The organism is Pseudomonas sp. TH34, from assembly GCF_016650865.1.
GTDB classification, from domain to species: Bacteria; Pseudomonadota; Gammaproteobacteria; order Pseudomonadales; family Pseudomonadaceae; genus Aquipseudomonas; species Aquipseudomonas yamanorum.
Genome location: NZ_JAEKFB010000012.1, coordinates 159,972 through 174,873, shown reverse-complemented (window position 1 = coordinate 174,873; position 14,902 = coordinate 159,972). Strand labels below are relative to the sequence as shown.

The 14,902-nt window shown below is 60.1% G+C and carries 17 protein-coding genes; 12 read left to right on the top strand and 5 right to left on the bottom strand.

Annotation, left to right across the window (positions count from 1 at the left end):
* Positions 1-3: 3 nt before the first annotated feature.
* From JFU58_RS08995 to JFU58_RS08955, 9 genes are all read left to right on the top strand, one after another.
* Complete coding sequence (locus JFU58_RS08995) at positions 4-864, top strand: sugar phosphate isomerase/epimerase family protein (protein WP_201140306.1); 861 nt, start codon at positions 4-6, stop codon at positions 862-864.
* A gap of 126 nt (positions 865-990) precedes the next feature.
* Positions 991-2,031 (top strand): Gfo/Idh/MocA family protein, encoded by a 1,041-nt coding sequence (locus tag JFU58_RS08990; RefSeq protein WP_063029369.1) that lies wholly within the window; start codon positions 991-993, stop codon positions 2,029-2,031.
* Between the two features lie 138 nt (positions 2,032-2,169).
* Positions 2,170-2,349: a hypothetical protein gene (locus JFU58_RS08985; RefSeq protein ID WP_093209105.1), complete on the top strand. Its 180-nt coding sequence runs from the start codon at positions 2,170-2,172 to the stop codon at positions 2,347-2,349.
* 48 nt (positions 2,350-2,397) lie between these two features.
* Positions 2,398-3,333, top strand: coding sequence for a sugar ABC transporter substrate-binding protein (locus JFU58_RS08980; RefSeq protein WP_010173158.1), 936 nt, complete (start codon positions 2,398-2,400; stop codon positions 3,331-3,333).
* A 63-nt stretch (positions 3,334-3,396) separates the two neighbouring features.
* Complete coding sequence (locus tag JFU58_RS08975) at positions 3,397-4,956, top strand: sugar ABC transporter ATP-binding protein (RefSeq protein ID WP_201140304.1); 1,560 nt, start codon at positions 3,397-3,399, stop codon at positions 4,954-4,956.
* A gap of 60 nt (positions 4,957-5,016) precedes the next feature.
* Positions 5,017-6,054, top strand: a complete 1,038-nt coding sequence (locus JFU58_RS08970) for an ABC transporter permease (RefSeq protein WP_003214704.1) — start codon at positions 5,017-5,019, stop codon at positions 6,052-6,054.
* A gap of 421 nt (positions 6,055-6,475) precedes the next feature.
* Positions 6,476-6,880, top strand: coding sequence for a TraR/DksA family transcriptional regulator (locus tag JFU58_RS08965; RefSeq protein ID WP_003214706.1), 405 nt, complete (start codon positions 6,476-6,478; stop codon positions 6,878-6,880).
* A gap of 97 nt (positions 6,881-6,977) precedes the next feature.
* Positions 6,978-8,648 (top strand): methyl-accepting chemotaxis protein, encoded by a 1,671-nt coding sequence (locus tag JFU58_RS08960; RefSeq protein ID WP_446739976.1) that lies wholly within the window; start codon positions 6,978-6,980, stop codon positions 8,646-8,648.
* Between the two features lie 125 nt (positions 8,649-8,773).
* The gene (locus JFU58_RS08955) at positions 8,774-8,977 is read left to right on the top strand and encodes a hypothetical protein (RefSeq protein ID WP_003214710.1); all 204 of its coding nucleotides are present in this window, start codon (positions 8,774-8,776) and stop codon (positions 8,975-8,977) included.
* A 4-nt stretch (positions 8,978-8,981) separates the two neighbouring features.
* On the opposite strand, the gene JFU58_RS08950 is transcribed toward JFU58_RS08955, so the two are convergent.
* The 3 genes from JFU58_RS08950 to JFU58_RS08940 form a co-directional block, all read right to left on the bottom strand.
* Complete coding sequence (locus tag JFU58_RS08950) at positions 8,982-9,218, bottom strand: DUF2789 domain-containing protein (protein WP_201140300.1); 237 nt, start codon at positions 9,216-9,218, stop codon at positions 8,982-8,984.
* Positions 9,219-9,301: 83 nt separating this feature from the next.
* Entirely contained in the window at positions 9,302-9,532 is a 231-nt protein-coding gene (locus tag JFU58_RS08945) for a hypothetical protein (RefSeq protein WP_017479907.1), read from the bottom strand.
* Positions 9,533-9,675: 143 nt separating this feature from the next.
* Positions 9,676-9,930, bottom strand: a complete 255-nt coding sequence (locus JFU58_RS08940) for a hypothetical protein (RefSeq protein ID WP_063029378.1) — start codon at positions 9,928-9,930, stop codon at positions 9,676-9,678.
* Positions 9,931-10,323: 393 nt separating this feature from the next.
* On the opposite strand from JFU58_RS08940, the gene JFU58_RS08935 reads away from it, so the two are divergent.
* The 3 genes from JFU58_RS08935 to JFU58_RS08925 all read left to right on the top strand — a co-directional run bounded on the left by JFU58_RS08935 (position 10,324) and on the right by JFU58_RS08925 (position 12,126).
* Complete coding sequence (locus tag JFU58_RS08935; protein WP_032869128.1) at positions 10,324-10,794, top strand: hypothetical protein; 471 nt, start codon at positions 10,324-10,326, stop codon at positions 10,792-10,794.
* The gene (locus tag JFU58_RS08930) at positions 10,794-10,991 is read left to right on the top strand and encodes a hypothetical protein (RefSeq protein WP_177026395.1); all 198 of its coding nucleotides are present in this window, start codon (positions 10,794-10,796) and stop codon (positions 10,989-10,991) included. The genes JFU58_RS08935 and JFU58_RS08930 overlap by 1 nt, the downstream gene beginning before the upstream one ends.
* Before the next feature lie 121 nt (positions 10,992-11,112).
* Positions 11,113-12,126: an ABC transporter substrate-binding protein gene (locus JFU58_RS08925; protein ID WP_201140298.1), complete on the top strand. Its 1,014-nt coding sequence runs from the start codon at positions 11,113-11,115 to the stop codon at positions 12,124-12,126.
* Between the two features lie 156 nt (positions 12,127-12,282).
* Here the strand turns inward: JFU58_RS08925 and JFU58_RS08920 are convergent, their stop codons facing one another.
* Both JFU58_RS08920 and JFU58_RS08915 read right to left on the bottom strand, forming a co-directional pair.
* Positions 12,283-14,409 (bottom strand): TonB-dependent receptor, encoded by a 2,127-nt coding sequence (locus JFU58_RS08920; RefSeq protein WP_201140296.1) that lies wholly within the window; start codon positions 14,407-14,409, stop codon positions 12,283-12,285.
* Between the two features lie 95 nt (positions 14,410-14,504).
* Complete coding sequence (locus JFU58_RS08915) at positions 14,505-14,894, bottom strand: DUF2946 domain-containing protein (protein ID WP_063029385.1); 390 nt, start codon at positions 14,892-14,894, stop codon at positions 14,505-14,507.
* Between the last annotated feature and the right edge of the window lie 8 nt (positions 14,895-14,902).

Below are 14,902 nucleotides of genomic sequence, written 5' to 3'. Positions count from 1 at the left end.
ATTATGCGCATCGCATTAGACCCCTACATGTACCGCCACCTGCCCCTCGGCCAAATGGTCGACAAGGCCGCCGAGCTCGGCTACCAGCACATCGAACTCTCACCCCGTGAAGACTTCCTGCCGTTCTACAAGTCAGCCCGGGTCGACCGAGCGCGCATCAAGGAGTTTCGCAAGGCCTTGAGCGATGCCGGCGTGCAACTCTCATCCCTGCTGCCCATGTACCACTGGGCCGCCGCCGACGAAGGCCTGCGGGTTGCCGCCGTACGCAACTGGAAACGCGCGATCCAGATCGCCGTGGAAATGGACTGCGAGCTGGTCAACACCGAATTCACCGGCCAGTCCGACAACCCGCTGGTGTGCGAGAACCAGTTCATGCGCTCCATGGACGAGCTGATGCCGGAGTTCGAACGCGAAGGCGTCAAGCTGGATATCCAGGCGCACCCGTACGACTTCTGCGAGCGTAACAACGAGTCGGTAGACATCATTCGCGGCCTCGACCGCGACTGGATCAACTACCTCTACGCCGCGCCGCACACGTTCTTCTATGACGACGGCAAGGGCGATATCGCCTCGATGCTCAAGTACGCAGGCTCCAAACTCAGTCACTTGATCATCGCCGACACCTACAACCACCGCGCTTCGTCCAACCTGCGCTACATCGTCAACCCGCCGGGCGTCACCGCCACCGTGCACCAGCACCTGGACATCGGCCAGGGCGAGGTGAACTGGGAGGCGTTTTTCGGCACCCTGCGGGAAATCAAGTTCGACGGCATCGCCACGGTCTCGGTGTTTGCCTGGGAAGACCGGCCGGATGAGTCCAACCGGATGATGCTGGAGCGGGTCACCCGCGAACTTTGCTGTTAGATAGATCGTTCCCACGCTCTGCGTGGGAACGCCTCGCTGGACGCTCCGCGTCCGCTCTTAATGTGACGCAGAGCGTCACGGGCTACATTCCCACGCAGAGCGTGGGAACGATCAAGGAATCGACCCATGCGAATCGGACTGGTTGGATACGGCAAAGGTGGCCGTGTATTTCATGCACCCCTGATAGCCAGCCTGCCGGGGGCGACCTTTGTCGGCGTGGTGACGCGGTCACCCGAGCGTCGCCAGCAACTGGCAACCGATCACCCCGGTGTGAAAGCCTTCGACAGCATCGGGCAGATCACCGAGGCCGGTGTCGACGTGCTGGTGATCTCCACCACCCTCAAGGGCCGTCCGGCCCTGGTGCTGGAGGCCATCGAGCACGGGGTGGCGGTGGTCAGCGACAAACCCTTCGCCAGCAACGCCGAACAGGCCCAGGCCTTGATTACCGCCGCCGAGCGCCAGGGCGTGCTGCTCAGCGTCTACCAGAACCGGCGCTGGGATTCGGATTTCCTGACCCTGCGCAAGCTGATCGATGCCGGCGCCCTGGGCACCATCACCCGCTTTGAATCCCGGGTGGAGCGCTACAACCCAGACTCCGTGGGCAATGCCAGTGGCGGCGGTTTCCTGCGGGACCTGGGCAGCCATCTGGTGGACCAGGCCATGCAGCTGTTTGGCCCGGTGGACCGGGTCTTCGCCCAGTTGCACTACACCGCCGATGAGCCCAACGTGGATCACGGCTTCTTTGTATCGCTGACCCACGCCAACGGGGTGATTTCGCACCTGTGGGGCAGCGCCCTGCAAAACAGCCAGGCCCCGCGTTTTCGGGTAAATGGCACCGCCGGTTGTTACACCGTCGAAGGGCTGGACGGTCAGGAAGACGCGCTGCTGGCCGGCAAGACCCCGAAAACCGAAGGCGAGCACTGGGGCGCCGAAGAGCACCGACGCTGGGGCTGGTTCGAGCAAGGTCCGGATCGTGAGCGGGTGCCGTCGGAAAAGGGCCGTTGGAATCAGTTCTACAGTCAGCTGCAAAGCGCCGTGGAAGGCCATGGCGAGTTGCCGGTGAACGTCCTGGATGCCTTGGCAACCACCCGTGTACTGGACGCGGCACGCCTGAGTGCCGAGCGTCAGCAGGTGGTGGAAATGGCGGCTGTGGAGCCGCACAGATGAAAAATAGAATAAAATTCTAAAACAGGTTGATATGGAAATTATTTTCCAATAAAGTCATTTCCAGGTTGCATAAAGTACGTTCGGACTCGATTCGGGCGACTCGACAAAAACAAGATCAAAACAACCAGGTACCGTCAGATGAAAATCTTCAACGCTGTACTGCGAGTTTTACGTCCTGCCCTCAAGCCTCGCGGTCTGCCCCGCGCCCGGCCGTTTTACTTCTCCCTCCTGAATGTCCTGTGCGTCGAAAGCAAGGGCTCCCTGGTGTGCTGCATTCCGGGGGCGCCGATCATTCGACTGCCGACCGCTTCGCTCTGAAAAACGCAACGTCCACAAAACCAACAAGAAATTGGAGACAGACCGTTCATGAAGACCCCGATCCGTTTTACCGCGCTGGCCCTGTCCATGATGCTCGCCAGTGGTTTCGCCACGGCAGCCGATATCAAGGTGGGCGTGAGCATGTCGGCGTTCGATGACACCTTCCTGACTTACCTGCGTGAGGACATGGACAAGCAAGCCAAGTCCTACCCAAAGGGTGACGGCGTGCAGCTGCAGTTCGAAGACGCCCGCGCCGACGTGGTCAAGCAACTGAGCCAGGTCGAGAACTTTATCAGCCAGAAAGTCGACGCCATCATCGTCAACCCGGTCGACACGGCGTCTACCGCCAATATCAGTAAAGCGGCCCTCGCAGCGGGCATTCCGCTGGTGTACGTCAACCGTCGTCCCGACCAGACGGATCTGCCCAAAGGCATCGTGGCCGTGACCTCCAATGACGTCGAGGCGGGTCGCCTGCAAATGCAGTACATCGCCGAAAAGCTCGGCGGCAAGGGCAAGATCGTAATCCTGTTGGGTGACCTGGCGAACAACTCCACCACCAACCGCACCAAGGGTGTTAAGGAAGTTCTGGCCAAATACCCGGACATCAAGATCGAGCAGGAACAGACCGGCATCTGGCTGCGTGACAAGGGCATGACCCTGGTCAACGACTGGCTGACCCAAGGCCGTGAATTCAACGCGGTGCTGGCCAACAACGACGAGATGGCCATCGGTGCGTCCATGGCGTTGAAGTCGGCGGGCACCAAGCCGGGCACCGTGTTGATCGCCGGGGTGGATGGCACTCCGGACGGTTTGAACGCGATTACCAAGGGCGACATGGCCGCGTCGGCGTTCCAGGACGCCAATGGCCAGGCCGTAGGTTCGGTGGAAGCGGCGCGCAAGATGGCCAGGCACGAGCCGGTCGAGCAGAACGTGGTGATCCCGTTCAAGCTGATCACCCCGGACAACGTCAAAGACTTCAAGTAGCCCTTAATAACAACAATAAACCGGCAGGGCAGCCACGGCGGCCCTGCTGACGGAGTACCCGATATGTTTGCTCAAGCGACTGCTTCGCAAGCCCCGCTGCCGGGCCCTCAACCCGACGGGCTGATCGAGCCCTACCTGCTGGAAATCTCCAACATCAGCAAAGGCTTTCCCGGCGTCGTGGCCCTGGCCGATGTGCAGCTGCGGGTGCGCCCCGGCTCGGTGCTGGCGCTGATGGGCGAGAACGGTGCGGGCAAGTCGACGCTGATGAAGATCATCGCCGGCATCTATCAGCCCGACGCCGGTGAAATCCGCTTGCGTGGCAAGCCGATCAAATTCGAAACGCCGTTGGCGGCGCAGAAGGCCGGGATCGCGATGATCCACCAGGAACTCAACCTGATGCCCCACATGAGCATCGCCGAGAACATCTGGATCGGCCGCGAACAGCTCAACGGCCTGCACATGGTCAACCATCGGGAAATGCACCGCTGCACCGCCGAATTGCTGGCGCGGTTGCGGATCAACCTCGACCCGGAGGAACACGTCGGCAACCTGAGCATCGCCGAGCGCCAGATGGTCGAGATTGCCAAGGCCGTGTCCTATGACTCCGACATCCTGATCATGGATGAACCGACCTCGGCCATTACCGACAAGGAAGTGGCCCACCTGTTTTCGATCATTGCCGACCTCAAGTCCCAGGGCAAAGGCATCATCTACATCACTCATAAGATGAACGAAGTGTTCGCCATTGCCGATGAAGTCGCGGTGTTCCGCGATGGTGCCTATATCGGCCTGCAGCGGGCCGACAGCATGGACAGCGACAGCCTGATCTCGATGATGGTGGGGCGTGAGCTGAGCCAGCTGTTCCCGGTGCGGGACAAGCCCATCGGCGATCTGCTGCTGTCGGTGCGCGACCTGCGCCTGGACAGGGTATTCCAGGGCGTGTCGTTTGACCTGCACGCCGGGGAGATTCTCGGCATCGCCGGGTTGATGGGGTCCGGGCGGACCAACGTGGCGGAAACCATTTTCGGCATCACCCCAAGCTCCGGCGGCGAAATCCAGCTGGACGGCAAGACCGTGCGCATCACCGACCCGCACATGGCCATCGAGAAGGGCTTCGCGCTGCTGACCGAAGACCGCAAGCTCAGCGGCCTGTTCCCCTGCCTGTCGGTACTGGAAAACATGGAGATGGCCGTGCTGCCGCATTACTCGGGCAACGGCTTTATCCAGCAAAAAGCCCTGCGTGCCCTGTGCGAAGACATGTGCACCAAGCTGCGGGTGAAAACCCCGTCGCTGGAGCAGTGCATCGACACCTTGTCCGGTGGCAATCAGCAAAAAGCCCTGTTGGCCCGCTGGCTGATGACCAACCCGCGGCTGCTGATCCTCGACGAACCCACCCGCGGTATCGACGTGGGCGCCAAGGCCGAGATCTACCGGCTGATTTCCTACCTGGCCAGCGAAGGCATGGCCGTGATCATGATTTCCTCGGAGCTGCCGGAGGTGCTGGGCATGAGCGACCGGGTGATGGTGATGCACGAAGGCGACCTGATGGGCACCCTGGACCGCGCGGATGCGACCCAGGAAAAAGTCATGCAACTGGCTTCCGGTATGACGGCGGTCCACTAACGAACAGACGGCACCGGCCCGTTGCGGCCGGCGCAACGCGATAAAAAAAGGTGAGTGGTTATGAACGCGATACTGGAAAGCAAACCCGAGGAAAAGAAGCCCGCCGCGGCGCCGGTCAAGCACCGTCGACGCATGCCCACCGAGCTGAGCATCCTGCTGGTGCTGATTGGCATCGGCCTGGTGTTTGAGTTGTTCGGCTGGATCGTGCGCGACCAGAGCTTCCTGATGAACTCCCAGCGCCTGGTGTTGATGATCCTGCAAGTGTCGATCATCGGTCTGCTGGCGATTGGCGTGACCCAGGTGATCATCACCACCGGGATTGATTTGTCCTCGGGCTCGGTGCTGGCCTTGTCGGCGATGATCGCCGCCAGTCTGGCGCAGACTTCCGACTTTTCCCGTGCGGTGTTTCCGTCCCTGACTGACCTGCCGGTGTGGATACCGGTGGCGATGGGGCTGGGTGTTGGGCTGCTGGCGGGGGCAATCAACGGCAGCATTATTGCGGTCACTGGGATTCCACCGTTTATTGCGACCCTCGGCATGATGGTCTCGGCCCGTGGCCTGGCGCGTTACTACACCGAAGGCCAGCCGGTGAGCATGCTCTCGGACTCCTACACGGCCATCGGCCACGGCGCGATGCCGGTGGTGATCTTCCTGGTGGTGGCGGTGATCTTCCATATCGCCCTGCGCTACACCAAATACGGCAAATACACCTACGCCATCGGCGGCAACATGCAGGCGGCGCGCACCTCGGGGATCAACGTCAAGCGCCACCTGATCATCGTCTACAGCATCGCCGGCTTGCTGGCGGGCCTGGCCGGTGTAGTAGCGTCGGCACGGGCAGCCACCGGGCAGGCGGGCATGGGCATGTCCTATGAGCTGGACGCGATTGCCGCCGCGGTGATCGGCGGCACCAGCCTGGCGGGCGGAGTAGGGCGCATCACCGGCACCGTGATCGGCGCGCTGATCCTCGGGGTAATGGCCAGCGGGTTTACCTTCGTCGGCGTGGATGCGTACATCCAGGACATCATCAAGGGCCTGATCATCGTGGTGGCGGTGGTGATCGACCAGTATCGCAACAAGCGCAAACTCAAGCGCTAACGCGGTCCTGAGGTTTACACAGATCAAAATGTGGGAGCTGGCTTGCCTGCGATAGCATCAACTCGGTCAATCTGTCAGATCGAGTCGCCTGCATCGCGGGCAAGCCCGGCTCCCACATAGGCGTTTTGCCACCAACGTTTAACCGTTTGTCTTCTATATAGCTCCACAACACTGAATTTCTTGCTATAAACGCACTCCGATGACCGTTCGCCGAGCCCGTCCTGGTGCCTTTGCGGGTTATCTTGGAAAAAATGCCTGTCATTTCAGTTGCTGAGCCCTCAAGTCGGCCTTAGACTGCCGCCCCTCGTAAATTGAGTGCCGGGTGGCGCTTGAAATGGACGGCGCCTTTCCGAGATCTGCAGAGGTCGGCCGGAACGCTCCCTTATTCGCCTTAATGCACGTATTTTTTATAGAGAAATCAATGACAAAGGAAAAGTTGCTGGCCATGCCGGCGGATGACTACATGAATGCCGAGCAGCACGCTTTTTTCGAGAAGTTGTTGCAAGACATGAAAGTGGAACACCACGAGCGCATCGAGCAGAACCGCATCGCCATTGAAAGCCTGGACACCCCGGCTGACCCGGCTGATGCCGCGTCTGTCGAAGAAGAACGCACCTGGCTGGTGAATGCCATCGACCGCGACCAGCGCATGCTGCCGCAACTTGAGCAGGCCCTGGGCCGTATCAAGGAAGACTCCTTCGGCTGGTGCGATGACAGCGGCGAGCCTATCGGCCTCAAACGCCTGCTGATCAGCCCGACCACCAAGTACTGCATCGAAGCGCAAGAGCGCCACGAGCAAATCGACAAGCACCAGCGTCAAGCCTGATGCGGTGAACTGCTGGAGCCGGGTTACCCGGTTCCCAGCAGAAAACAGCTGGTTCCCCCCGTTTATTGATCTGCTGCAAGCCCCCCACTAAAGGCCCATGGATAATGGCTACGTAGTGGCGTCTAATGCAGTCACAATAACGACAAGCAGCGGGGTAACGAACATGGCTGGAGACGGATCTCTCATGGGCGCAGCAGTGTCACCCCCTCCGGTGACGCGACAGTTGCCCGGCTGGTTGACGCCGCTCCTGCAAAGTACCGCCCTGGTGCTGTTGCTGCTGGGCCTGGCGTTCGCCCAACTGTCGATTTACCTGTGCCTGCCGGTCGCCCTGCTACTGATCTGGCTACCCCGCCTGACACATCGCACCCCCAGCGCCGCACCTTCCGAAGCCACCGATGCGATCGGCGAGCTGACCCGCGACCTGTCCTACACCACCAGCCATAACGCATTGTCTGCTGCCGGCGTGGCCTATTCGGTCAAGCAACTGGCGGCCAGGCTGCAATCACAATTAGGCGCGGCGAAGCAGATCGTCAGCAGTGCCGAAGTGATGATCGGCACCGAGAAAATCACCTCGGAGCTGAGCCGCCAGGCCCTCGGCGCTGCCAGCCAGGCTCATCAACGCAGTACCGAAGGGCGTGAGGTGCTGGCGCAATCCATCACCCACATGCATCAGCTCAGTCAGCGCGCCAACGACAGTCGCCAATTGATCGAGGCCTTGAGCCAGCGCAGCGAAGAAATCCAGCGTGTCACCCTGGTGATTCAGTCGATTGCCAGCCAGACCAACCTGTTGGCCTTGAACGCGGCGATTGAAGCCGCGCGGGCCGGTGAACATGGTCGTGGGTTTGCGGTCGTCGCCGACGAAGTGCGTGGCCTGGCCGGGCGAACCGCCACGGCGACCGATGAAGTCGGGGTGATGGTGGCGGATATCCAGCAGCGCACCGCCCAGGTGGTGGAGCAGATCCGGCAGTTGTCGGCGGATCTGCAATCCGGTGTCGAACAGGTAGAGCACGCCGGGGAGCAACTGGACAGCATCGCCACCCTGGCGGCGAACGTGGAGGGCCAGGTCAACGAGATCGCCCAAGGCACGGACACTAACCGCGACCAACTCGACAGCCTGTTCCATGCGGTGGAGCAGATGCGTAGCGACTTGACCGTCAGCGACCAGCAAACCCAACAGTTGGCCGCTGCCGCCGTACAAATGGAAGGGCAGGCCGAAACCATCAGCGAGCGCCTCGCCGAGGTCGGCCTGGACGACTATCACCAGCGTATCTATGACCTCGCCCGCGAAGGGGCGAGCCGGATCGCCGCGCAGTTTGAAGCGGACGTCCTGCAAAACCGCATCAGCCTCGATGACCTGTTCGACCGCCACTACACCCCCATTCCCAATACTCAACCCAGCAAGTACCACACGCGCTTTGATGGCTACACCGACCAGGTACTGCCGGCGATCCAGGAAGCCTTGTTGCCTCGGCATGAAGGACTGGTGTTCGCGATTGCCTGCACGCCACAGGGTTATGTGCCGACCCACAACAAGGTGTTTTCCCAAACGTTGACCGGCGATGCCCAGGTGGACGCGGTACAGAACCGCACCAAGCGCAAGTTTGAAGATCGCACCGGGATCCGCTGCGGCAGCCACCAGCAGGCAGTGTTGTTGCAGACCTACACCCGCGATACCGGTGAGTTGATGCACGACTTGTCGGTGCCGATCACGGTCAATGGCCGGCACTGGGGCGGCTTGCGCCTGGGCTATAAACCCGAGGGGCGCTGACTCAGCGAGGCGATTGTTGCAGGTTATGCAAGGGAGCTATTCCGGGGATAGCTTTTTCCAACTGGAGGAAAACCGTAGCATGGCGAACATTGTTAGCCAGCTAACTAATTCTCTGGAGGCGTTCCATGCAAACCAAAGTCGATGTGGCTGTGATGATCGGCAGTGGCGTACCACCCACCCTGCGCGCGCTGGGGCAAAAGGCTTGTTGGGTGGTGTTGCTTAACGGCGAGCAGCGCGGCACGGCGTTTGCCAGCCGCGATGAAGCCGAAGAGTGCAGGGCTGCCTGGGAGGCGCTGTTGCACCTGGAGCAGTCAGACAGCCTGCATTGAAAGGTCAGCGTGGCTGGTGCAGGCGCTGGTTCAACTCATCGACCGCAATTGCCCAGACTGCGTCTTCACGCAGTTCATCTTTGAGAAATTGGGCTTGTTGCGGTGACCAGAAATCCGCGTCAATCAGCTTTACGTTATTGGGCAGGGTGTGTTCGCCGATAAAGGCGTCAATCGCCTCGGGGGACGATTCCAGTCCAAGTTGTTCAAACAGGTCTTCGAGGGTGTAAGTCGGCGCTTCCATATCGTTCTCCATGCGGGCTGATCATCTTATGCATGGGAGGGTTGTGGCGGGGCAGAGTTCGATCGGATTTTCGCGCCGGGTAATCAGGAAGTCAGCGCGCCTGAATCGACGGCGGCCTTAAGGGCTTTGGCGGCATCCTTGGCAGCGGTGTGGGCAGCGTCTACGGTTTTGAACCAGCGGTCCTTTTCTACCTGGTGGGTCGTTACGGTGGTCAGGGGAGCCTTGGCCCGCATCACAATCACGGCCTGGAACTCACCGTCTACTTCCCTGGCTTCGCCATGGATGAAAAATTCGCCAATATCAAATTCCGTCACGTATAGCCTTCCCTTGGAGGTGATTGCGCTGATGAAACCTGAACCGCAAGGGGACAAATCTCAATGGACGGACCAGTATGGCAGTTGTTACGCGCTGGCGGCGCAGTAAAGTCAACCAGATGACGAAACGACAACCCAGGCGTTCAGCCTTGGGTGGCGCAGAGGATGGCTTCCAATTGCCTGGCCAGTTCGCAAGCCTCGCTATGGCCACTGCGAAAGCCTTTGACGCGCCCGCTGGGCACTTCAAGAATATGGAAGAAGTTCCTGCCGGCGGGCAACACCCGATAGAGCGCCGAATGCAGGCCACCGTCGTGGGCGCTTAGGGAGTAGAATTGGCCGTCATCCAGAAAAGATGAGCCCGTGTTCGAGGGTGTGGCAATCGGTTGAGGTCGTTGCATAATCAGCTCCTGTCGATTGAACTTGCGGACCCGTTTGCAGTATTTCGGGTGGTTTTGACCCGTGGTGCTGTTTTAGTATTGTCGTCAGCAACCGGCGTCCGGTTCCATCCAAGGCATTAGTTTCTGTGTTGGATGTCGGAAAACTGCATTTTTAAAAGGTTATTGTCTGAAGTGGGTCGGCCAGTGTTCTCTGGTCGTTAAACCTGTGATTTCCTGCAACGCCTGGCGACCTGCGTAAGGTGTGTCGGGCACGCCTGTACTAGTCTTATGGCTTGGCAGCGTGATCTTCTTCAGTTTTTTTCAGTGGATGTGTTGTGTGATCGTGCCGTTTCGGCCGTTTTTTTGTGCTGCCCGCTTGGGCGGACAGCACCCTTTCGATGTGGGGGCGTTTCCTTGGCAGTCAGTAATCTGGATATGCACGCGTTATTCGTGCTGGGTGATTTGCGCGCAAAGTTGGTCAAGCAGTTTCAATCCCGTTTCGTCTACATCACTGAGCAGACACCTGAAGGTATCTACATCGCCGAGATCGATACCGAATCGGCGCTGGTGGTGGACGACAAGCCACGCCTGGAACTCAAGGTCGGTGATCATTTCCGGGCGGCTGTATTGCCCAGTCGCGAAGGCGGCAAGTTCGAGCTGAAGTTTCGCGATATCAAGTTGACGGTGTATGGCCTGGGCGATTACGCCTTTGTGTCCTCGACCGAAGGCCAGGGCATCGTGTTCAAGGAAGGCCACAGTGTGATGTTGGTGTTCGCCGCCAATGAGCAACTGGTAGAAGGCTTGACCAAAACCCTGAAGGCCGTCACCGGCAAGGCCGCCAAATGGCGCAAGGGTGAACTCGTGACCTTCAAGGCCAGCGAGTAATGAGCCAGGGTAGGGCGCAGTTCCACGAGCAGCATCTGCTCGATGCGCAAGCCAGGGCGGCTCAATTGTTTGCCCGCAAGTCCGAGTTGCAGGGCGCCTGGTTGGACTGGGTCGCCGGCCAGTTGTATGAACTCAAGCCCGCCGAATTCGCCAGCATGGTGCGCCGTGAGTTGCAGCGGCTGAACAATCCGCCGTAAAAGCTGCGACATGCCATGTTTGCCGGAACCTCTACTACAGTTGAGTTGACTTAAGTATTCAGAGGCTTCGCGGTGTAACAGCAAAGCCATTCGCTATGGCTGTAGGCATGAGGTGCAAAGCATGAAAGGAATTCGAGCGCTGTTGGCGGCCTCGCTGACGACCCTGAGTCTGTCGGCGTCGCTGCCGGTCTCGGCCGCCCAGGTGCCGATTCATTTTGCAGACCTGAACTGGGAAAGTGGCAGCCTGATCACCGAGGTGCTGCGGGTGATTGTCGAAAAAGGCTATGACCTGCCCACCGACACCTTGCCCGGCACCACCATTACCCTGGAAACCGCCCTGGCGAAAAACGACATCCAGGTGATCGGCGAAGAATGGGCCGGCCGCAGCCCGGTGTGGGTCAAGGCCGAGGCTGAAGGCAAAGTGGTGGGCCTTGGGGATATCGTCAAGGGCGCCACCGAAGGCTGGTGGGTGCCGGAGTACGTGGTCAAGGGCGACCCTGCCAAAGGCATCAAGCCCCTGGCGCCGGAACTGCGCAGCGTGAAGGACCTGGCGCGTTACAAGGACGTGTTCAAGGACCCGGAAGCGCCGAGCAAGGGCCGTTTCCTCAACAGCCCGATTGGCTGGACCTCGGAAGTGGTCAACAAACAAAAGCTCAAGGCCTACGGGCTTGATGACAGCTACGTGAATTTCCGCAGTGGCTCGGGTGCCGCGCTGGACGCCGAGATTGCCTCGTCGATCCGCCGGGGCAAACCGGTGCTGTTCTATTACTGGTCACCTACGCCGCTGATGGGGCGCTACAAACTGATCCAGCTGGAAGAGCCGCCATTTGATGCCGAGGCGTGGAAGACGCTGACCGATGCAGACAATCCTGACCCGAAACCTACACGTTCCCTGGCTTCCAAACTGAGCATTGGTGTGTCCACACCGTTCCAGAAAGAGCATCCGCAGATCGCCGAGTTCTTCGCCAAGGTCGACTTTCCGATCGAACCGTTGAACAAGGCGCTGGCCGAGATGAGCGAGAAGCACAGCCAGCCACGTGAAGTTGCCCAGGCGTTTCTCAAGGATCATCCGGAAGTCTGGAAGGCGTGGCTGACTGAGGATGTGGCCCAGAAGGTCGAAGCCAGCCTGAAGTAACACCGATATAACAGCCCGATTGAGATCAAAAATGTGGGAGCGGGCTTGCTCGCGAACGCGGTGTGTCAGTCGCCAGATGCAGTGACTGGCACACCGCATTCGCGAGCAAGCCCGCTCCCACACTGATCTCATTCTTGCCTTGGAACTTGCCGGGCTTTAGAACTTCGTCTGCACCGCCAGCTCAAACGTCCTCGGCGACCCGAGGTAATACGCCGGCGACACATGGGCAAACTCGGCATACACCTCATTGGTCAGGTTGCGCACCCGGCCCGTCACGGAGGTGTGCTGATCCACTTTGTAGGTCAAAAACGTCCCAAACAAGGTATACGCCGGCACCGTCAGGGTGTTGGCATTGTCGGCATACACCGACGCCACATACCGTGCATCCACACCCCCTTGCCAATCCTCCGCAAAGTCATAAGTCAGCCACAAATTACCCACTTGCCTGGGCACATTGGTCGGCGTGTTGCCCTTGCGCGACACCACGGCGCCGCTGGCAGTTTTCTCGTTGAAGTCCTCGTACTCGGCATCGACCCAGGCGTAGTTGCCCTCCAGCAATAGCTTGGGCGTGACCCGCAACGAACTGGCCAGTTCGATACCCTTGGACGTCTGCGCGCCCACCGGAATGCTGTTGGTCGGGTCCTGCGGGTCGGTGACGGCGAAGTCCTTCCGTTCGATCCTGTAGGCAGCGACGGTGGCCGAACCGCGACCGTCGAGGTAGTCAAACTTGCTGCCCACTTCCCACTGCTTGCCGGTGGACACGTCGAACACCTGGGTGGTGCTGCTCGGCTGTTCGGCGGCGGTGCTGTATTGCACGTAGACATTGGCTTGTGGAATGAACTGATACGTCAGGCCGATACGCCCGGTCACCGGCTCCCAGCTGCGCTTGACGTGCCGGGGATTGCTGGCAGTGATGTCCCGGTGGTTGGTGACTTCAAGGTCAATCGCGTCGTAGCGCATGCCCGTGAGCAGCGACAGTTTGTCGGTCAGGCCCAGGCGGTTTTCGACGAACAACGCCTTGGTGGTGACGGCGTTGGTCTTGTCCGGGTCGAAGCCGGGCTTGGTGCCGGGAAGATCATAGAAATGCCCCGGATCGTAGTTGTTCGGGTCCACCGTGTTTTTGGCGGATACGTTCAACGGGTTGTTGGTGGTGCTGTTGACCTTGTACTCAAAGCCGCCCGACCAGGTCGTGCTCAAGCCGAAGAACGTGTCGTCATGGCGCAGCTCGAACTGGTTGCCGTTCTGCTCACCCTGATGCCGCACCTGATAGGCCGTTGAGCGATTCACCGCGCTGTTATCGGCGTTGTACTGGTAGGTTTCCAGGTTGCGATAGTCGCGCTGGCTGTCGAGGTGATAGAGGGTATTTTTCAGGGTGGTGCTGTCGTTGATCCGGTAGTCGATGATCGAGCGCACCCAGATTGTGCGTTGTTCATAACGGCCGTCGGCCACGTTGTAGTTGTTGAAACGGTTGTGCTTGTCGATCTTCAACTCGCCGGACTTCGGGTTGAGCACCGGCGTGCCCCAGTAGGGACTGTCTTCGTGTTCGTCCTGGTATTCCAGGGCCAGGGTGTGGGACAGGTTCGGGGTGAAGTCGCTCAGCAGGGAAAACGCCACGCTCCAGGCATCGCGCTGTTGGCGATCGATATAGGTGTGGTTGGTGTTGCGGCTCACGTCCAGACGCGCGTAATGCTGGACCTCGGCACCTGGCTCGGTCAGCGCGTGGTTCAGGCCGAAGGCCATCCCGGCGGTGTCGTAGCTGCCATACGTCAGTTGCCCTTCGGCAGCCTGTTCCTCACGGGTGGCCAGCTTGGTCACGTAGTTCAGTGAACCACCGACGGAACCGGCACCGTTGATCAGCGAAGAGGGGCCACCGACCAATTCGACCCGGTCATAAATCCACGCATCCACCGGGCGAGCCAGGCCGCCGGACACCGCGACGCCATTGAACATCTGGGTAATCTGGCTGCTGGTAAAACCCCGATAAGAGATAAAACCGCCAAACCCCGGCGGCGCGCTGGCGTTGACCCCGGGCAGGGTATTGGCCGCGTCCTGAAACGTCTTGGCGCCTCGGCGCTCGATGTCATTGCGATTGGCAATGCTGATGGAAGCCGGAGTTTTCCGCACGCTCAGCCCCAGGCGCGAGGCCATGCCGCTGGACTGATCCAGGGCCAGGCCGGCATCGCCGGGTTGCTCGCCATCAATGGTGGTCGGTGCCAGCTCAATCGCCCAGGTGCTGACAGGCAGGCAGCCGAACAGGCCCGCCAAAAGGGGTAAATGTTTCATGGTTGAATCCTGAAAAACATGGCTTGAAAACAACCCACAGCCGTCCGCACTCCCGCTGGAGGCAGCCGCATGGGCCAATCAAAAAAGCGCAGGTATCAGGCGAGGGCGGGCGGGGCGCGCGGATTAGCCGCAGGCCAGGTGAAGCGGGCAGGAACGTCAGCGCTGGCAACGATGGCCGGCGGCGGCGCATGGGGTTGCGGCAGCACCGCCACATTGAGGCTGGAGTTGAGCGCCGGGCCCATGCCGCCGGTGGAGCACAGCGGGCAACCGAAGGCCTTCGAGAGCGTGGGCAGGGATTCATCGGTGGACTTGTAAGGCGCCGGGGCCTGGGTGCGCGGGTCCACCGTACAGAACTGGCCGCCGATGCCATTGAGCTGCATCCCGACCATTTGCCCATGACCAATGCTGCAGGCGAACACATTGAACAGGACGCAGCAGTAGAGCATCCAGGCAATGAGCGAGCGGTCGGTACGGGCGAGTTTCATGGGGCGGC